The sequence below is a fragment of the Ottowia caeni genome, from assembly GCF_050821495.1.
GTDB classification, from domain to species: Bacteria; Pseudomonadota; Gammaproteobacteria; order Burkholderiales; family Burkholderiaceae_C; genus Ottowia; species Ottowia caeni.
Map to the genome: position 1 here is coordinate 534,332 of NZ_CP151080.1, position 19,322 is coordinate 553,653.

15 protein-coding genes and 1 pseudogene are annotated in these 19,322 nt (G+C 62.3%); 10 read left to right on the forward strand and 6 right to left on the reverse strand.

All coding sequences use genetic code 11. From position 1 onward, the window contains the following. Nucleotides 1-38 precede the first annotated feature (38 nt). Nucleotides 39-2,453 carry a DUF1631 family protein gene (locus AAAK34_RS02575; protein ID WP_231696612.1) on the forward strand — a complete coding sequence of 805 codons (2,415 nt, stop codon included), beginning with the start codon at nucleotides 39-41 and terminating at the stop codon, nucleotides 2,451-2,453. Nucleotides 2,454-2,471: 18 nt separating this feature from the next. Here AAAK34_RS02575 and dprA read toward each other — a convergent pair whose 3' ends face one another. Further along, complete coding sequence (gene dprA / locus AAAK34_RS02580) at nucleotides 2,472-3,662, reverse strand: DNA-processing protein DprA (RefSeq protein ID WP_231696613.1); 1,191 nt, start codon at nucleotides 3,660-3,662, stop codon at nucleotides 2,472-2,474. Continuing rightward, nucleotides 3,663-4,964 carry a LysM peptidoglycan-binding domain-containing protein gene (locus AAAK34_RS02585; RefSeq protein WP_431777710.1) on the reverse strand — a complete coding sequence of 434 codons (1,302 nt, stop codon included), beginning with the start codon at nucleotides 4,962-4,964 and terminating at the stop codon, nucleotides 3,663-3,665. Between the two features lie 140 nt (nucleotides 4,965-5,104). On the opposite strand from AAAK34_RS02585, the gene def reads away from it, so the two are divergent. The 7 genes from def (at nucleotide 5,105) to pyk (ending at nucleotide 11,504) form a co-directional block, all read left to right on the forward strand. Then, on the forward strand, nucleotides 5,105-5,641 hold the full coding sequence (gene def / locus AAAK34_RS02590; RefSeq protein ID WP_231696614.1) for a peptide deformylase: 537 nt from the start codon (nucleotides 5,105-5,107) through the stop codon (nucleotides 5,639-5,641). Nucleotides 5,642-5,707: 66 nt separating this feature from the next. Continuing rightward, nucleotides 5,708-6,148, forward strand: a complete 441-nt coding sequence (locus AAAK34_RS02595) for a hypothetical protein (protein WP_431777711.1) — start codon at nucleotides 5,708-5,710, stop codon at nucleotides 6,146-6,148. Between the two features lie 343 nt (nucleotides 6,149-6,491). Then, the gene (fmt, locus tag AAAK34_RS02600) at nucleotides 6,492-7,496 is read left to right on the forward strand and encodes a methionyl-tRNA formyltransferase (RefSeq protein WP_231696661.1); all 1,005 of its coding nucleotides are present in this window, start codon (nucleotides 6,492-6,494) and stop codon (nucleotides 7,494-7,496) included. Nucleotides 7,497-7,615: 119 nt separating this feature from the next. Then, a complete protein-coding gene (locus AAAK34_RS02605; RefSeq protein WP_231696662.1) occupies nucleotides 7,616-8,320 on the forward strand; it encodes an AzlC family ABC transporter permease in 705 nt (234 codons plus the stop codon). Further along, the gene (locus AAAK34_RS02610; RefSeq protein WP_231696616.1) at nucleotides 8,313-8,660 is read left to right on the forward strand and encodes an AzlD domain-containing protein; all 348 of its coding nucleotides are present in this window, start codon (nucleotides 8,313-8,315) and stop codon (nucleotides 8,658-8,660) included. The genes AAAK34_RS02605 and AAAK34_RS02610 overlap by 8 nt, the downstream gene beginning before the upstream one ends. Nucleotides 8,661-8,778: 118 nt before the next feature. Further along, nucleotides 8,779-9,975, forward strand: coding sequence for a phosphoglycerate kinase (locus tag AAAK34_RS02615; RefSeq protein WP_231696617.1), 1,197 nt, complete (start codon nucleotides 8,779-8,781; stop codon nucleotides 9,973-9,975). Between the two features lie 95 nt (nucleotides 9,976-10,070). Then, nucleotides 10,071-11,504 carry a pyruvate kinase gene (gene pyk, locus AAAK34_RS02620; protein ID WP_231696618.1) on the forward strand — a complete coding sequence of 478 codons (1,434 nt, stop codon included), beginning with the start codon at nucleotides 10,071-10,073 and terminating at the stop codon, nucleotides 11,502-11,504. A 154-nt stretch (nucleotides 11,505-11,658) separates the two neighbouring features. Here pyk and AAAK34_RS02625 read toward each other — a convergent pair whose 3' ends face one another. From AAAK34_RS02625 to AAAK34_RS02640, 4 genes are read right to left on the reverse strand one after another with little or no spacing between them, the layout of a single operon-like run. Beyond that, complete coding sequence (locus AAAK34_RS02625; protein WP_231696619.1) at nucleotides 11,659-12,867, reverse strand: ABC transporter permease; 1,209 nt, start codon at nucleotides 12,865-12,867, stop codon at nucleotides 11,659-11,661. Continuing rightward, complete coding sequence (locus AAAK34_RS02630; protein WP_431777712.1) at nucleotides 12,867-13,616, reverse strand: ABC transporter ATP-binding protein; 750 nt, start codon at nucleotides 13,614-13,616, stop codon at nucleotides 12,867-12,869. The genes AAAK34_RS02625 and AAAK34_RS02630 overlap by 1 nt, the downstream gene beginning before the upstream one ends. Nucleotides 13,617-13,653: 37 nt before the next feature. After that, entirely contained in the window at nucleotides 13,654-14,976 is a 1,323-nt protein-coding gene (locus AAAK34_RS02635; protein ID WP_231696620.1) for an efflux RND transporter periplasmic adaptor subunit, read from the reverse strand. Next, on the reverse strand, nucleotides 14,969-16,456 hold the full coding sequence (locus AAAK34_RS02640; RefSeq protein ID WP_431777713.1) for an efflux transporter outer membrane subunit: 1,488 nt from the start codon (nucleotides 16,454-16,456) through the stop codon (nucleotides 14,969-14,971). Before AAAK34_RS02640 ends, AAAK34_RS02635 begins: the two co-directional genes overlap by 8 nt. A gap of 539 nt (nucleotides 16,457-16,995) precedes the next feature. Between AAAK34_RS02640 and fba the strand changes: the two genes are divergently transcribed. Both fba and AAAK34_RS02650 read left to right on the forward strand, forming a co-directional pair. Then, a complete protein-coding gene (gene fba / locus AAAK34_RS02645; RefSeq protein WP_231696622.1) occupies nucleotides 16,996-18,060 on the forward strand; it encodes a class II fructose-bisphosphate aldolase in 1,065 nt (354 codons plus the stop codon). Nucleotides 18,061-18,415: 355 nt separating this feature from the next. After that, nucleotides 18,416-19,317: pseudogene (locus tag AAAK34_RS02650) on the forward strand (phosphoribosylaminoimidazolesuccinocarboxamide synthase). Nucleotides 19,318-19,322 lie beyond the last annotated feature (5 nt).

Sequence of the window (19,322 nt, forward strand, 5' to 3'; positions counted from 1 at the left end):
ACTAGGTTGAGGCCTTTTAGTGGCCGAGCAAATCACCCATGTCCACGTCTTCGCAGCCGCTAACGCCTGATCGCCAACTGGCTTGGCAGGCGCGCGAGCAGTTTGCTCAGGTGCTCGAGCCCCTGTTCGCGGACTTGGTCGCTCCCATTCAGCAACTGCTGGCTGAACTTTCTCAAAGCAGCAGCGCCTCTTCACTTGAAAAGGCACGCCTAGCGATGGACGCCTCGCGGATTTTCGCGGCCGAAAGCAAGCGCTGGGCGGCGTCTGCCGTTCAGGGCTGGCGCATAGCCCTGAAGGACGAGACCGTTGCCAGTTCACCTGCCGGCCAGCGCCAAAAACTGGAACTGCTGGACGACGAAGTGGTTGAGCGGGAGATTCTCGCCTCGCGTCTCAGCCTGGGTGTTCAGGAAACCGCGCATTGGGAACTCAACGATCTGCGCCTGCGCATCCAGCGGTTGGAGGGTGGCCGGGAATTGTCTGGCGATGACGTGTTCCGACCCGAGGTGCTCGCAAGCTTGCTTATAAAAGCCTGGGTGGAGTGCGGTCTCTCCCGAGAAATGTGGGCTCTGGTGCACGAGAGCGTGCGGGCTGTGTTGGCCACGCGCATGACCGAGGCCTATCAAGGGGTCAATGAGTTTCTGATCCAGCAGGGGGGAATGGCTGACATTGATCTGAAGCCCATGGTCAAGCGGGCGGAGGATTCCGGCGGCGGAGTTCAGAACTCCCATGGAGATCGGGGCTCAGCCATGCGTCTTGACGCAAGAGCCGAGTTCGAAAACAGTGTGGGCGATACCCATTCTCCCGTGGCTCGAGAAGGTATGGAGGCGCGGGCCATGTCCATGGGTACGCCTCTGGGCCGCGCGCGTCAGCGAGCCCGGGATGTCCTCGGCCAAGTGCGGCGCTTGTTGGCCGATCGGGGAACCGAAGAAAATTTGCCGGGATCGGGTAGATCCTGGAGCGCCGATGCAGGGCATTTGGCGCAGCCTTCACCAGCGTCGCCAGCGCCATCAGCATCACCTGACGATGCGAATACGGTGCTGGGAGATAACGATACCAGCTTGCTTCCAGATCCGCCCTCGCCTCCTCTGGCCCGGGCGTTGCTCGAGCAGCGCGACCCATTCGCTGCCACCCACGAAATGAAGCCAGGTGGTGAGCCGGTCACCATGGTGGTTCCGGTGAGCGTCGAGGTGGCGGCGAAGCGGCTGTGGGAGCGGGCCAACGAACTGAAGGCCAAGGCCGAGAGGCCTAGTGAGAAGGCGATTATCGAGATCGTGGCGCTGATGTTTCAGGCGATCCTTGCGGAAGAGCGTATTCCGGCCACGGTGCGGGTCTGGTTTGCGCGTTTGCAGATTCCCGTGCTGCGGTTGGCTTTGGCAGAGCCGGATTTCTTTGCCTCGGTGGAGCATCCGGCGCGGCAGCTGATCGACCGCATGGGCGCATGCGCGCTGGGGTTCGATGCCGGAGACATTGCTGGCAGCCAACTCGAGCGCGAGATCAAGCGTATCGTGCAGGTGATCGAGCAGTACCCGGAAACTGGCCGGCGCGTCTACCAACTGGTGTTCGAAGAGTTCAAAAAATTCCTGGGTCGTTCACTCACGCAAGGCAGTACCACGCAGGCGGCAACCTTGGCGCAGCAGGTGGAGCAGAAGGAGGCGTTGTCGATCCAGTACACCATCGAGCTTCGCAAGATGCTGTCATCGGTGCCAGTGGGCGAAGAAGTTCGCGAGTTCCTGTTCCGCGTCTGGGCGGAGGTGCTGGCGCTGGCGGCTGTTCGGCTGGGCTCCCAGCATGAGCAGACTTTGCGCTACAAGCAGGCGGCGGCTGATCTTCTGTGGTCGGTCAGTGCCAAGGCCGCGCGCGCCGATCGTAGCCGTGTGGTGCTGCAGTTGCCTTCTTTGCTCCACACCTTGCGTGAGGGCATGGCCACCCTTGCCATGCCGGTGGATGCGCAGGATCAGCACATCAAACTGGTCAACGACGCCGTCATGCAGGCCTTTGTTTCCCGTGCGGAGGGCATGTCTGCCGACACGCTGGAAGAGTTGGCACGAGGTTTGACCGGTCTGGAGGATGTCGTGTCCAACGATGCAGACGGGGATGTGTTGCTCGACCCCGGGCTGATTGAGATGATGTCCGGTGTTGATGCCGCGGCGCTGGAGGTTATTTCCAGTGGTGGTTCAAAGCCCGGTGCGGGCTCCCTGGCATGGGCGCGCGAGCTGGAACTGGGTGCGTGGTTCGTGCTGGAGCTGTCCGGAGGGGTGGTGCAAGTGCAGTATGTGTGGCGTAGCCAGCGTGGTCAGTTGCATCTGTTTGCGTCAAGTCCGGGCAAGAGCTATCTGGTGCAAACCCGCCGACTGGCCTCCTACCTGCAGGCCGGCCTGCTGGTGCCAGTGGAGGACGAGGCGCTGACTGTGCGCGCCACGCGTGAGGCCCTGAAAAAATTGGCTCCCTCCTGAGAGACTTTGAACAGGCTCTCAGGCATGCCCGAGTCGCTGAAACAATCCGCCGGGCAAACGGCCCACTCGGCCGTCTAGCTCCAATTCAAGCAGCCTTGCCTGCAATGTGGCAGTGGGCAACCCGGTGCGCGCCTGCAGGGCGTCCAGGCTGGCTGGGTCGGCTCCGAGCGCCATCAGCAATCCGGAATCGTCAGCGGTTCCCGTGGCCGGGGGCGGCGGCGTCACGGTGAAACTTGCGGTGGTTGGCCAACGCAGCTCCTCCAGCACATCCTGTGCGCTCTCGACCAGCTTGGCACCCTGCTTGATCAGGGCGTGGCAGCCGCGTGACTGTGTGCCGTGAATCGACCCCGGGATGGCGAAAACTTCCTTGCCCTGCTCGCTGGCCAAACGAGCAGTGATGAGGGAGCCCGATTGCAGGGCCGCTTCGACCACCAACGTGCCCTGCGCCAATCCTGAGATCAGCCGGTTGCGCTTCGGAAAATTGCCGGGCAGTGGTGAGGTACCCACCGGATACTCACTGACAATGAGCCCATGCCGTGCGATGCGGTGTGCGAGATCGAGGTGCTGGCGTGGGTAGACCCGATCAATGCCGGTACCAATCACGGCGATCGTGATAGGCGCGCCGGGGTCTGCCCCCTCGCTCTGCTGGCCACCTTCCAGTGCCCCTTCGTGCGCGGCCGCATCCACGCCCAGCGCAAGCCCCGAGACCACCGTGAGGCCCGCCTTTGCAAAAGCATGCGCGAACTGGTGCGCATTCAACTTGCCCTGCGGCGTAGGATTGCGGCTGCCTACAATGGCCAGCGAACGCGATGGCCGGGTCACCGGCTGCTGTGCGAGGCCATCTGAGCCGGAAGCTGGGCGACCTCCCAGCAGGTACAGCATCAAGGGTGGGTCTTCGATCGTCAGCAGGCTTTCCGGGTAACCGGGGTCCCCCAGGGTAACGATCCGCCGATCGGGCCCGTCTTCCTGGCCGGCCAGCCAGTCCAGGGTGAGCTGCAGTTGTTCCTCAAGCTTGGGAGGCTCCTTGGTCAAGGCGCTGGCCTGGCGATCGGTCACGACTTGTCTCAACGCAGCTGCGCTTTGCTGAAAAATGGCCTGAGGCAGCCCAAAGGCCGCCAGCAATTTGCGCGCGCTATCGTTGCCAACGCCCGACGTCATGGTCAGCCGCAACCAGGCGGCCAACTCCTCTCGTTCCGCGACCGAGGGCATTCAGCGAGGATTGACCAACTTGTCGCCCACCTCAACCGGATCGGTGATCTCCATCACCAAGGCGTAGGACACTCGCTCGAACGGTCGGAAAACCAAAGCCACGCCGTTACGCTCATCGGGGAGCTGAATCAGTTCGCCGCCCTCCGACAGGGTCTTGTCGAGCACTTGCGGGCCTGTAGAGCGCAGCTCCAGCACATGGCCGTTCTCGATGCCGTCACGCAGCCCCTTGTTGATCACCACCACCTGGTTTTGCGCGGCGTAGCGCACGGCACTGCCGTAGACCGACACCACACGGGCTTCAACTGGAATGCTGGGAGCGTGCGGCATGTAGCTGCGAAACTCGCGCGGTGGCTCGGGCAGGAGTCTGTCGCCGGTGCGCATTTCCTCTTTGTTGGCCAGCACGGTAATGGTGGCGGGCACCGGCAACTTCGGGCGCTGATCCTTGCTGATCAGGGCGGGGCCGTCATGGTAGCCGGCTGCCGGCATCCGAGGCGGGCGAAGTGGCTCGTCGGTCGCGTCGGAGCTCGTGTCGTAGGCCTCACCTTCGCCGCTGACCAGTTCGGCGCTGCCTACATACTGGCCTTCGTATCCGAGGATTTCCCGTGAGACGGGGTCTTTCAGTGGCGTGGCGTTTCGGAAGACGCGAAAACGCTTCGGTAAGTCCGGTCCCAGCAGCAAGGGTGCGTCGGCGGGCCCACGGACGTAGGCACGGTCACCCGAGGCCAGCAGCACGCGCCGCTCGCTGTTGGTAGCCACAATGCGCGGCGCTTGCTCGAAGGTGGCGTCGTCCACCACCAGGGGCTCGGAGAGGAAGGGCTCGATCAGGTGCGGCTGGAGCGTGGGCAATGGGCCTCCACCCAGCAGTTCGATGCGGTTGCGAGGCGACACGCGTACCGTGGCGCCAACTTCGCCTTCTGCGCTGCCGCGCACTCGCAGGCGAGCACGGTCGCCCGAGCGATCCAGATAGAGCTGCTGCCCGGGGTAGATCAGATGCGGATTCCGAATCTGATCCATGTTGATGCCCCACAGGGCAGGCCAGCGCCAGGGCGAGCGCAGAAAGCGGCTAGAAATCCCCCAAAGCGTGTCTCCACGACGCACCGTGTATTCGTCCGGCGCATCGGGTGCAAGCTCTGACAGGGGGACGCCGGCCTGTGCCACTTGCGCGGCCATGCTCCGCTGTGCGGCGGTCACTGGGTAGTTGGGGCCTTGCTGGGCCATGGCCATGGCACTCGGCAGCAACGTCAGCCAGCCCAGAGCCAATGCGCTGCGCCATCCTTGAGGGGGCGTAAAACTGTGTTTCATTTTGTTGTGGCTAGGCAAAAGACATGACAGGCTACCGGACATTCTTGCATCCAACCCTTTGGCGGGCAATGAAAATAGGCGAAGGCGCCAGCACAAACCTTGAAAAATAGCGAAAATAACTACATCTTCCTGCTTTGCACATGGCACTCCTTCCCATTCTCCGTTATCCCGATTCTCGCCTGCACAAGGTCGCAAGACCAGTGGAGGCCGTAGACGCCCGTATCCGCTCGCTGATAGCCGACATGTTCGAGACCATGTACGACGCCAAAGGCATCGGCCTTGCCGCCACACAGGTGGACGTGCACGAGCGCCTCATCGTCATCGACACGTCGGAAGAGCGCAACGAGCCCCTGGTGCTGATCAATCCTGAATTGGTCTGGGCCAGTGAGGAGCGCCTGAAGGGCGATGAAGGCTGCCTGTCGGTTCCCGGTATCTATGACGGTGTCGAGCGCGCGGCGCGAGTCAAGGTGCGTGCCCTGGATGCTGAAGGGCGTTCCCGCGAGATTGAGGCTGAAGACCTGCTGGCTGTATGCATCCAGCACGAAATGGACCACCTCATGGGCAAGGTCTTTGTCCAGTACCTTTCGCCGCTCAAGCAGGGGCGTATCAAGACAAAGCTGTTGAAGCAGGAAAAGCAGGAAAAGCAAGAACGCCGGGAGCACCAGGAGAGCGCGTGATGATGTCGGCCGCGCGCACCTTTGGGGCTACGATGCTGCTGGCCGTGGCTGCGATCTTGGTCGGGTGTGCCGCCAACCCTGAAAAAATCGCTGCCGGCACGCCGCGAGCCTCAAGTGCTGGAGGCCCTTGGTTCGCCTACCGCGCGTTATCCCTTGGCAGACGGCGAGCGTCTACAGTACTCCATGCAGCCCGCCGGGCAGCTCGTCTATAACGTCGATTTTGATGCGACTGGGCGTCTGGTGCGCGCGGAGCAAGTCCTCAACGAAGGCCTGTTCCCTCAGCGCATTGTGCCCAACCGCTGGACGCGCGACGAAATTCTGCGTGAATATGGTCCGCCGGCGCGAACCGAAGGGGTTCACAATTTCAAAGGTCGCATTTGGGTCTGGCGTTACGCTGACGGCCCGGTCTGGCGCCTGCTTTTCATTGATGTCGACCCACAAGGCATTGTGCGCGGCTACAGTGTGGGTGATGAGCCCATGCCGGAGCCCCATGAACCCGCACGATGAGAAGTCATTAGGCTCTGTTGGCGTTGCGCGTTTCGCGCCGGAAGTAGGCGGGGTGTGCGGTGGGTACCGCAAAAGTCATTTTTGGTTCTTTAGTCGTCGTACTTGCCTCCTTCTTCGTCATTCCCGCGCAGGCGGGAATCCAGGGGGCCTATCCACCGTTGCCTGGATCCCCGCCTGCGCGGGGATGACGATGGGAAAGCATCTGCGGGGATGTTCGGAGGGCGGCCAAGCTAGGCGTCAGAATCACTTTTAATACAACCTCTGAGGGGTCTCACGGCTGACAGCGTTTGGAGTCTGGCGCGAACCTGGTCTCACTATCTAAAAAATATAAATGTCTTCCCCCATGAAAGTTGCGTTTGCCGGAACGCCAGAATTTGCCAGCGTGGCACTACAGCGTTTGCATGCGGCCGGCTTCAGTATTCCGCTTGTCCTGACACAGCCTGACCGTCCGGCTGGTCGCGGCATGAAGCTACAGGCTTCGCCCGTCAAGCAATTCGCGCTGGAGCACAACATTCCGGTGGCGCAGCCGCGCAGCCTGCGGCTGGACGGTAAATATCCTCAGGACGCCGAAGAGGCGCGTGCCGCCCTCCAAGCCGCTGATCCAGACGTGCTGGTGGTTGCCGCCTACGGGCTCATCTTGCCGCAATGGGTACTCGATGGACTCCCTGTGCGGCGCGAAGGGTCCTTGCCTTGGCTTGGGTGCCTGAACATCCACGCCAGCCTGCTGCCGCGCTGGCGTGGCGCAGCGCCCATTCACCGCGCCATAGAAGCCGGCGACACGGAGACCGGTGTCACCATCATGCAGATGGACGCAGGGCTCGACACGGGCGACATGCTGCTGATCGAAAAATTGCCCATCACATCGCGCGACACCACGGGTGCGCTGCATGACAAGCTGGCTGCGCTGGGGGGCAGGTTGATCGTAGAGGCACTGGAGCTGGCGGCCTGCGGTGGTTTTCAGCCTGTGCCGCAGCCGCAGCAAGGCATCACCTACGCGCACAAGATCGAAAAGCAAGAGGCCGCCATCGATTGGACTCAAGCGTCTGAGGTGATCGAGCGCCGCATACGCGCGTTCAACCCGTTTCCTGGCGCTGGAACGTCGGCTCATGGCGCCCAGGTCAAAGTCTGGAGTGCAACATTGGAGGCCTTCCCGGAGGCGCCGCTGACGACCAGCGAGCCAGGCCGCGTTCTGAGCATCGACTCGACAGGCATCTTCGTGCAATGCGGCACCGGTGTGCTGTGTTTGACCGAGCTGCAACGCGCGGGTGGCAAGCGACTGCCCGCAGCCGACTTCCTGCGCGGCTTCACTCTGGCCGTGGGCGATCAACTCGGTGAGCTGGCGGCATGAGCATGCCACTGCCACCGGGGCTGACGCCACGCGCCCGTCTGGGCAACTGGCTCTCCCGTCGGGTCGATGCCATCGCCCACACCGCCCGGCATCCTCTGTACTGGGTTGGCGCGCGAGATATGGCCGGCGTCTCGATCGGGCTTTCGGCCTGGTCCTTCATGACCGGCGTGGCCATGGTCAAGTCCGGCATGTCGCTGACCGAGGCGGTGCTCATGTCCCTGCTGGTGTTTGCTGGCAGTGCGCAGCTGGCGGCCCTGCCGCTGATCGCAGCCAGTGCGCCACTATGGGTGATCCTGGCGACCGCGTTCTGCGTCAACCTGCGCTTTGTGGTGTTCAGTCTGCACTTGCGTGATTACCTCATGTTCCTGCCCAGGGTCAAGCGCATGTACCTGGGGTATTTCACGGGCGACGTCACCTACGTGCTCTTCACGAGCCGTTTTCCAAAACCGGCGCAGACCGACACCCAGCGCCGCGCCCAGATGGCTTATTTGTGGGGCGGCAACTCCACCAACTGGGTTACCTGGCAGTTTATGAGCTTGCTGGGCATCTTTTTGGGTAATGCGTTGCCCGCCCGCTGGGGACTTGAGTTCGCGGGCATTCTCGCGCTGCTGGGCGTCGCGTGTTCGCTGGCAACCAACCGGTTGCGCGCGCTATCGGCGGTGGTGGCAGGCGCAGCGGCGGTGGCTGTGTACGGCCTGCCGTATCGGCTGAACATTGTGGCCGCCATTGTCGTCGCCGTGGCCGTATGCTTGCTGATTGAGCCCTACAGTCGAACTTCGCCAGACCGGCAGTCCAATGCTGATGACAGGGGAAATCATGGCTGAGACCGATGCCTGGACATTGCTGGTGATCGTGGGCCTGACGGTCATTACCGTAGTTGCACGCAGCTTTTTCTTTATTTCGGAGCGGGAGTGGAAGGTGCCTTACTGGGCGCAACGTGGTCTGCAATACGCCCCCATCGCCGCGCTCACGGCCGTGATCACGCCCGACATCGTGATGCTCGACGGTGCGCTGGCAACACCGTGGCGCGACGCCCGTGTGCTGGCCGCCGTGGTGGCTGCCCTGTTCTATTTCTGGCGCCGCCAGTTCAGTCTGGTGCTTCCTGCGACCATGGCGGTCGGTCTGGCGGTGTACCTGCCGTTGCGCCTTGGGTTAGGCTGGTAGTCGGCCTAAAATTCAAAGGTTGAACAGGCTCCCAGGTTGGCTTGAGCGCATCGAAGCCGTGCGCGGCCCGACCCAACGCTGGTTCCCCCGTCATTCGACCTGACTCACCATTACCATCATGAACGTCATTCGCTTCTCCGATCTTTGCACCCAAGGCAAGGCCAAAGGCCAGCGCGTCTTCATTCGCGCCGATCTCAACGTGCCCCAGGATGATGCAGGCCGCATCACCGAAGACACGCGCATCCGCGCCAGCGTTCCCTGCATTCAGCAGGCTCTGGATGCAGGCGCCGCTGTCATGGTCACCAGCCACCTGGGCCGTCCGACTGAAGGGGAGGTGCGCCCCGAAGATTCACTGGCCCCTGTCGCTGAACGCCTAAGCGAGTTGCTGGGTCGCCCTGTTCCCCTCGTCAGCAACTGGACCGACGGTGTTCAGGTGGCCCCCGGTCAAGTGGTGTTGCTGGAAAACTGCCGCTGCAACAAGGGCGAAAAGAAGAACGATGAAGCGCTTTCACGAAAAATGGCAGCGCTTTGCGATATTTACGTGAATGATGCCTTCGGTACCGCACACCGCGCCGAAGCCACCACCCATGGTATGGCCCGGTTTGCACCCATCGCCTGTGCCGGCCCGCTGCTGGCTGCCGAGCTTGATGCGCTGCAAAAGGCGTTGGCGCATCCAAAGCGCCCGCTGGTGGCAATCGTCGCTGGCAGCAAAGTCAGCACCAAGCTCACCATTTTGCAAGCGCTGGCCTCCAAGGTGGATCAACTCATCGTGGGTGGCGGCATCGCCAATACGTTCATGCTCGCTGCGGGCCTGCCCATTGGCAAGTCGCTGGCCGAGCCTGACCTGCTGGATCAGGCCAAGTCAGTGATCGAACTCATGAAGCAGCGCGGCGCAGAAGTGCCCATTCCGTCCGATGTGGTCACTGCCAAGGAATTCAAGGCGGATGCCCCTGCTGCAGTGAAGAAGTCCAGCGAAGTTGAGTCCGACGACATGATCCTGGACATTGGCCCCGAAACCGCCGAGCGGCTGGCCACCCAGCTGAAAGCGGCCGGCACCATCGTCTGGAATGGCCCCGTGGGCGTGTTCGAAATGGCGTCCTTTGAAAACGGCACCAAAACCATTGCCCGCGCCATTGCTGAATCGTCCGCCTTCAGCATTGCAGGCGGTGGCGACACACTCGCTGCCATCGCCAAATATGGCATTGAAAAGGATGTTGGCTATATCTCCACGGGCGGTGGCGCCTTCCTGGAGGTGCTCGAAGGCAAGACTCTGCCCGCCTTCGAGATCTTGGCCCAGAGAGCCGCAGGCGCGTAACCTTATTGATCCGGCTCATCTTTCCGCCAGACACGTCCTTGCCACTCAGCCATGCCAGAATGCATGTGCACTAGTTAGCCAAGGAAAAGCCTGTCATGACCCATCGCGCCACCAAAATCGTAGCCACGCTCGGCCCCGCATCCAGCGACCCCGCTCTCCTGGAAGAAATGATCCGTGCTGGCGTCAATGTAGTGCGCCTCAACTTCAGCCACGGCAAAGCCGAAGACCACATTGAACGTGCACGTCTGGTGCGTGAAGCCTCCGAGAGGGCTGGTCGTGAAGTTGCCATCATGGCGGACCTTCAAGGCCCCAAGATCCGGGTAGGCAAGTTCGCGGAAGGCAAGGTCTTGCTGGTGCCTGGCGCCCCCTTCGTGCTCGACGCCAGCCGCAAGGAACCGGGCGACGTGAATGGTGTCGGGCTCGACTACAAAGAACTGCCGCGCGATGTGAAGCCCGGCGATGTGCTGCTGCTGAACGATGGGCTCATTGTGCTCACCGTGGACGCCGTACGCGGTGATGCCGTCCACACCATCGTGAAACTCGGCGGTGAGCTTTCCAACAACAAGGGCATTAACAAACAGGGCGGTGGCTTGACCGCGCCAGCCCTCACCGCCAAGGACATGGAAGACATCAAGACCGCGATGAGCTTCCAGGCCGATTATGTGGCCGTGAGCTTCCCCAAGAACGCCACCGACATGGAAATGGCGCGCCAGCTGTGTACCGTCGCAGCTGCGGAATATCGCCACAAGCCTTACCTGATTGCCAAAATCGAGCGCGCCGAGGCTATTCCGAAGCTGGCCGAAATTCTGGCCGTCAGCGACGGCATCATGGTGGCCCGTGGAGACCTGGCTGTCGAAGTGGGCAACGCAGCCGTGCCTGCCTTGCAGAAAATGATGATCCGCATGGCGCGCGCACACGACAAGCTAGTCATCACCGCCACGCAGATGATGGAGAGCATGATCACCAACCCGGTGCCCACCCGCGCCGAGGTGAGCGATGTGGCCAATGCCGTACTCGACGGCACGGATGCCGTCATGCTGAGCGCTGAAACCGCGGCCGGCAAGTACCCGCTTGAAACCGTGCAGCAAATGGCACAAATCTGCGAAGCCGCCGAAGCGCACGATCCCGTCGAGCTTGATGCCGATTTCACCGGACAGACCTTCGAGCGCATTGACCAATCCATTGCCATGGGTGCGCTTTTTACCGCCAACCATCTGGGTGCGAAAGCGATTGTCGCGCTCACGGATTCCGGCTCCACAGCGCTGTGGATGAGCCGCCACCGCGTGAACATTCCCATTTACGCGCTGACACCCAAGATCGGCACCCAGCGCAAAATGGCGCTGTACCGCAACGTGCGTCCCATGCTCATGGACACCAGCGCCCACCGCGACGAAGCCCTGGCGCAGGCTGAGGGTCATTTGAAGCGCCAGGGTGTGGTGGAAAAGGGCGACGTCTACGCCATTACCTGCGGCGAACCCATGGGCGCGCCCGGTGGTACCAACATGCTCAAAATCTGCCGCGTCGGCTAACGTTTCCAGCTAGCTTTTTTCCTGATCGCGCGCCTGAATCTTTCAGGCGCGCTCCTGGGATCGCCGAGCTCCCGCTCGGCAGTTGCAGCGTTTGCATAGAAAACAAGCGCCAAAGGTCAAACCAGCACACCAGAGACCGAGCGCCGAAACCCGCTCACTCATGCCGCAGTGCCTCAATAGGGTCCATCCGCGCTGCCCGTTGCGCCGGAAAATACCCAAAAAGAACACCCACACCCGCCGCAAAAACGAATGAAAGCAGATTGATGCCAGGCTGGAACACATAGGGCACCTGCATCAGTTGCGCCAGCAACACTGAGGCGCCCGTGGCCAGTACGACGCCAATCAGGCCGCCCAGGCTGGCCAGCACCACGGCCTCGATGAGAAACTGCAGCAGCACCTCGCGCTCAAGGGCCCCAATGGCCAGGCGCAGCCCGATCTCGCGCGTGCGCTCGGTCACGCTCACCAGCATGATGTTCATCACGCCAATGCCCCCCACCAGCAAGCTCACGGCAGCCACCGCGCCCAGCAGCGCCGTCATGACCTGCGTAGTGCCTGAGAGTGTGTCGGCCAGTTGCTTGGTATCGAGCACGTTGAAGTTGTCGTCGTCGCCGCTGGCCAGCTTGCGGGATTCGCGCAAAAGTTGGGTGAGGCTCGACTTGACGCGATCGGCATCGCTCTCCGGGTCCAGTGAGACCAGCAACGTGTTCACATTGGTGTTGCCAGTGAGGCGCCGCTGCAAGGTCTTGAGGGGCATCAGCACCACCTCGTCCTGATCATTACCGAACGAGCCCTGGCCCTTGCTCTGGAAAAGGCCGACCACCTGGCAAGGTACTTTTCCCACCCGAAGCTGCTGCCCCACCGGATCAGTGCCGCCGTAGAGCTGGCGCTGGATGGTGGAGCCAATCAGGCACACTGCGGCACCGGCGTTGAGTTCGGCATCCGTGAAAGGGCGGCCTGCGGACAACGCCCAGTTGCCGGTCTGCATCCAGGCATTGGTGGATCCGATCACGCTGCTGGTCCAGTTCTGCCCTCCGGCCACCAGGGTGGTGGAAGAGCGCGCTTCCGGAGCGACGGCGGTAATTCCAGAGATCTGCGAGGCGATCAGATCGGCATCACTGGCTTTGAAAGGAGGCGCAGTAACACCGCCACTGCCAGGGCCCATGCGCTGTCCGGGGCGGATCATCAGCAAGTTGGTGCCCAGGCTGGAGATCTGGTTCTGCACCGCCTGCGTGGCACCGCGGCCGAGTGTCACCATCGTGATGACCGCTGAAACGCCGATCACAATCCCCAGCACGGTCAGGAATGATCGCAGCAGATTGCGGCGGATCGAGCGAAGTGCCAAGAGGAGCGTATTCCACAGCATCAGCCAGCCTCCATGCTGCCTGCTGGCGTGAAGCTGCCAGGCTGCGTGGGCTCTGAATTGAGCACGTCACTGGCCACCTGCCCGTCGACAAAGCGCACGATACGATGAGCATAGGCCGCCATTTCCGACTCGTGCGTCACCATCAGTACCGTAATCCCCTCCTCGCTGTTCAGGCGCGAGAGAAGTTCCATGATCTCGTGGCTGCGCCGGGTGTCCAGGTTGCCGGTTGGTTCGTCGGCCAACAACACGGCTGGCTCGGTGACAATGGCTCTCGCGATGGCTACACGCTGCTGCTGCCCACCCGAGAGCTCTGCCGGCGTGTGGTGTTCCCAGCCCTTCAATCCGACCGATTCCAGGGCCTTCGCAGCGGCGGCATGACGACGCCCGGCGGGCTCGCCCCTGTAGAGCAGTGGGAGCTCGACATTTTCCTGGGCGCTGGTTCGCGCCAGGAGGTTGAAGCCTTGGAACACGAAACCGAAGTAGCGCCGTCTGATGCGCGCGCGCTCGTCGCGCGAAAGTGATTCAACATGCGCACCCATGAACAGGTATTCACCGCCCGTCGGCCGGTCCAGGCAACCCAGAGTGTTCATGGCGGTGGATTTCCCCGAGCCGCTGGGACCCATGATGGCCACGAACTCCCCGCGCTGAATGTCCAGGTCGACGCCTTTGAGCGCCAGGAAAGCCGTCGCGCCTTCGCCATAGCGTTTGGTCACGCCACGCAGGCGAATCATGGGAGTGGTGTCAGTCATGGTCAGAGCGCATTTGCCGAAAGTGGACCCGCGCGCGTCAAGGTCCTGTCCTTTGGTCGGTGATCACAAGATCGCCCTCACTCAATTCCGGGCTGCTCACCTCGGTGTGGCGGCCGTCGGAAATTCCCGCCTGCACCATGACCGCAGTTGGCTGCTGATCGCGCAAGATCCAGATTTGGCGCTGTTGGTCGGCGGCGGGTGCGGCGCCGGAATCGCGCGGACGGCGGGCCGCGCCTTGCGGCGGGCGAGGCATCATGCGGGAAACCAGGCTGCCACTTGTGGCCGCTGCAGCCTGCGCAGCACTTTGGCTGACGGGTGAAAAACGCAAGGCGGTGTTGGGCACCCGCAGTACACCCTGGCGTTCGATGGCAATGATGGTGGCCGTGGCGGTCATGCCAGGGCGCAGGCTCAGATCGCTGTTCTCAACGTTCAGCTTGGCGGTATAAGTGACCACGTTGTTGGTGGTCGTGGAGCCAAAAGACACGCGATCGACCAGCGCCGGGTATGGTCGGTTAGGGAAGGCGCTCACCGTGAAGCTCGCGCGCTGGCCCTTCTGCACCGAACCCACGTCCGCCTCGTCCACGCTGGCTTCCAGAACCATCTGACGCAGATCTTCCCCCAGCGTAAACAGCGTGACGGCCTGAAGGGAGGCTGCCACCGCATTGCCAGGATCGACCGTGCGGGCCAGCACCACGCCGTCGATGGGCGAACGAATGGAGGCCTTGGAGAGGTTGGTCTCCTCGGTGGAAAGCGTGGCGCGTGCCTGCGAGACCTGGGCGCGAGCGTTGCTGGTGCTGGCCACCGCCCGTGCCACTGTCGCGCGGGCGCTGTCCAGTTCTGTCGCCGAGGGCACTCGCCCGCCCGACAGGCGGGCAACCTCTTCAAAGCGGTTCAAAGTGGCGCGTGCCTCGCTCGCAGTGGCTTCATTCTGAGCCAGCCCTGCTTGCGCAGCAGCGAGCGCTGCCTGGGCCCGCGTCACGGTATCCTGGAACTTGGAACGGTCCAGTTCGAGCAGCACTTGGCCTTTTTTGACCTGATCGTTTACGTCCACCAGCACGCGGCTCACCGTGCCAGACAACTCACTGCCGATCGCTACCGAGCGAGTCGGCTTCAGGGTGCCGTTTGCCGTCACCGTGAGCGTGACGTTGCCGCGTTCAATGGGTGCCGTGACATACACCGGCGCAGCGCGCGCCGACTTCTGTTGACTCCACCACCACCAGCCTGCAGCCGCGGCCAGCAACAGTGCGAGCCCGATCCACAGCGAGGGCCGGCGCCACCAAGCGGGGGGACGGTCGCTTCCCAGCAATTGCTCAATGCTGGTGGGAGAGGGTGCAGCAGGAGAAGGGCTTGCGTCAGTCATGTGGTGTTTCAACGCGCGGTGGCGGGCATCGTATTGGCGTTGGCCGTGTCTGCGGCATCTGCGGCGCTTGCGGCCTCGGGGGCCATCCGCCCCCCAGTGCCTTGTAAAGCCGCACGTGGTCAGCCGCCAGGCTGGCGGCCACGCTAGCCTGCGCGTCTTGCGCCGAGAGCAGCGTGCGCTGCGATTGCAGCACGGTGTTGAAATCGATCAGGCCGGCCTGGTACTGTTGGCGCGCAAGCAGTTCGGCGTTGCGCGCCGCCGTGGCTGCGGCGTTCAGACTGCCCTCGCGCACTCGGTCACCCTGCAACGCTGCAAGAGCGTCTTCCACGTCTTGCAGCGCTTGCAGCACGCGCGAACCATAGGCCGCGCGTGCTTGATCCAGCGCAGCTTCCTGGGCTTGCAAGCGGCCGGCGATCGCGCCGCCGTCAAAAATGGGTTGTGTCAGCCCCGCCAGCAATGAACCGATGACGCTGGAGCCGTTGAGCAGCGACCCCAGCGTGAGCGACTGCAGACCGATCGATCCGCCCAGCCTCAATGAAGGGTAACGTGCTGCGCCGGCCTGCTTCGTTCTTGCGTAGGCGGCCTGCACTTGTGCTTCGGCTTGCCGCACGTCCGGGCGCTGGCGCAAGGTGTCGGCGGGAAAAGCCAGGGCCAGATTCTCTGGAGGCAAGGGCACGGGCGCAGCGGGCAGCGCGGCAAGATCCGCAGGGGCGCGCCCTGTCAGTACTGCCAGTCTGTTTCGCGTCTGAGACAGTGCAGTTTGCAGAAGCGGCACTTGGGCGCGAGTCTGCTCTGCGGCGGCCCGGGCCAGTTCCACGTCGAGCGATGAAACCAGACCGGCCTGGTTGCGCCAACTTGCAATCTGCAGTGCGTCATCTTGCGCAGCCAGGTTTTCCCTCGCGATTTTCAGCCGCGCTTGCTGATTGCGGAGATCGATATAAGCCAGCGCGACTTCCGCGGCCAGCGACACTTGCACGTTCACCAATGCCATCTCGGTTGCGCGAGCGTCTGCCTCTGCAGCCTCCACCCCAGCGCGTGTGCCCCCGAAAAGATCAGGCTCCCAGCTGGCATCCAGACCCAGTCCGAAGCTGTTGCGAAAGCCTTGGGCGTCGCTGTAGTTTCGCTGAGCCGAGCCTGAGCCACTTGCCGAGGGGCCCAGGCTGGCGGCAGCCACCCCTGCCATTGCGCGCGATTGCCGCAGCGCCGCCACGGCCGACTGCACCGTGGGACTGTGGCCCAACGCCTCCTCGATCAGCGCGCTGAGCGTTGCGTCGCCAAAGCGCCCCCACCAGCTGACCAAGTCGGTCGGCGGTTGATCGGGGAGGGCTTCCGCCATGCTCCATTGCGTCGGAACGGCCACCGTTGACGACCCTGGGGGCGGCAAGGGTTGCGCGCACGCGGCCAATCCGGCCACGGCGAGCAGCAGCACACCGCGATGAAGCGCAGCAGGAGTGAATGGAGTTGAACGGGACTGAGTCACACGGTGTCTATAGGGCTGGCCAGCTTATGAAGCGTGGAACAAGCATAGAGGATCCATGTGTCTGGAATGTATACAGCTTACATCTCGAACACAAAAGGTCAGCGATGCCTTTTGGAGAGATGGGTATTTTTTGTGGGAGCGGCTAAAGGGGTGTCGCAAAATGGTCTCATTCTTCTTCCCTCTCCCTCCGGGAGAGGGCCAGGGTGAGGGCAGCGGCGCATGATCTGAGACTGTCTTTGGGCGCGCCCCCTCACCCCAACCCTCTCCCGAAAGGAGAGGGAGCAATTGCCACTGCTGCACCAACCACTTTAACGACACCTTCTAAAGCTGCTCACAGCTATAGAGGTGATTGAATCGCATTTCCCGAAAGTAAGTGCCATCCGCCTCAGGAGCGTGTTCGTAGTCCCATCGCGAGTGCCAGTCCGGGCATTACCGCGAAGTGGCGCACGGCAAGGCGTACCCAGTTAAAATGCTATGTTCTCAAGGGTTTTCCTTTGGCGAGCCCTTTTCACCATCATTCATAAGACGAGTTCCCCACCATGCCTCTTGTCTCCATGCGCGAGTTGCTCGACCACGCAGCAGCCAACAACTACGGCATTCCGGCCTTCAACGTGAACAATCTGGAGCAAGTGCAGGCCGTCATGTCTGCCGCCGACGAAGTGGGTGCTCCCGTCATCCTCCAGGCCAGTGCTGGTGCGCGCAAGTATGCGGGCGAGAGCTTCATCAAGCATCTGATCGCCGCTGCCGCCGAGGCCTATCCGCATATCCCCCTGGTGATGCACCAGGATCATGGCACCAGCCCCGCCATCTGCCAGGGCGCCCTGGATCTGGGCTTCGGCTCGGTCATGATGGACGGATCCCTCAAGACAGACGGCAAGACCCCCGCCGACTTCGATTACAACGTCGACGTGACCAGGCAAGTCGTCGCCATGGCCCACAAACTGGGCGCCACGGTCGAAGGCGAACTCGGTTGCCTGGGCAGCCTGGAAACCGGTGAAGCCGGCGAGGAAGACGGCGTGGGTGCCGTCGGCAAGCTCAGCCACGATCAATTGCTGACCGACCCTGAGGAGGCCGCGCAATTCGTCAAGGCCACTCAACTCGATGCACTGGCCATCGCCATCGGCACCAGCCACGGCGCTTACAAATTTACCCGTCCGCCCACGGGCGATGTGCTGGCCATTGGCCGCGTCAAGGAAATCCACTCCCGAATTCCCAACACGCACCTGGTCATGCACGGTTCATCCTCGGTACCCCAGGAATTGCTTGCGCTCATCAACCAGTTCGGCGGCAACATGAAGGAAACCTATGGCGTGCCGGTGGCCGAGATCCAGGAAGCCATCAAGCACGGCGTGCGCAAGATCAACATCGACACCGACATCCGTCTGGCCATGACTGGCGCCGTGCGCAAGTTCCAGGCAGAAAATCCAGACAAGTTCGACATGCGCGAGTGGATGAAGCCCGCCCGCGAAGCTGCCAAGGCCATCTGCAAGCAGCGCTACCTGGAGTTCGGTTGCGAAGGCCAGGGCGCCAAAATCAAGGGCATTCCGCTTTCAGTCATGGCAGAGAAATACGCCAAGGGCGAACTGGCTCAGCAGGTGATTTAAAGCCTCAAGCGCTGGTTCGAAATTAAGAAAGCTGCTGATGCTTGTGCACAAGCGCCAGCAGCTTTTTTAGTCAGGTCTTCCTCAAGTCAAGAATGACTATGCCGACAGGTTCCGCCTTTGTAGGAGCGGCTTCAGCCGCGAAGGTCCTCCAGCACGCGATGCTTTCGCGAAAAACGAAGCGTTCGCGGCTGAAGCCGCCCCTACAAAATGCCCACGGCGGTGCCACATTGGCCTTAAGTAAGCGCCATTCCGCACTGGCGACACCAACGGCAGCGCTGAGAGAGATATGGATTCCCGCCTGCGCGGGAGTGTCGACAGCACAAGACCTGTCAATTCAGTTCCAAGGACGTTCCAAATGACCACCCCCGCCCTCCTGCACACCAGCAAACTGCACAGCCTGCCCCTGCTTGCGCGCGGCAAGGTGCGCGACAACTATGCCGTCGGCACCGACCGCATCCTCATGGTCGCCAGCGACCGCATCAGCGCCTTCGATGTCATCATGGGCGAGCCCATTCCGGGCAAGGGCCAGTTGCTGACCCAGATGGCGTTGTGGTGGTTTGAACACCTCAAAGACATTGTGCCGAACCATCTGACAGGAGAAACGCCCGAGAGCGTGGTCGCACCCGACGAAGTGGCACAGGTGGCTGGGCGGAGCATGCTGGTCAAACGCCTGAAGCCCATTCCCGTGGAAGCGGTGGTCCGGGGCTATCTGGCCGGCAGCGGCTGGAAGGAATATCAGGAAAGCCTTTCCGTGTGCGGAGTGCCGCTGCCCGAGGGGCTGAACAACGCCAGCAAGCTGCCACACTCCATCTATACCCCTGCTGCCAAGGCTGAAGTGGGTGAGCACGACGAGAACATCACCTTCGAGCGCACGGTCGAAATGATCGGCCCGGAGCTCGCTTCAAAAATCCGCGACGTGAGCATCCAGCTCTATGAACGCGCCGCCGCCATCGCCTTGAAAAAGGGCATCATCATTGCTGACACCAAATTCGAGTTCGGGCTGGACGACGCCGGCGAACTGGTCTTGATGGACGAAGTGCTCACGCCTGACTCTTCGCGCTACTGGCCCGCCGACAGCTACCAGGAAGGCAGCAACCCCCCAGCTACGACAAGCAGTTCCTGCGCGACTGGCTTGAACAAGCCCAGGTGAACGGCAAGCCTTGGAGCAAGTCCCCGCCGGCCCCTGTGTTGCCCGAGCGGGTCATTCAGGAAACAGCGGCCAAATACCGCGAAGCCATGGAGCGCCTGACGGGTTAAGGACG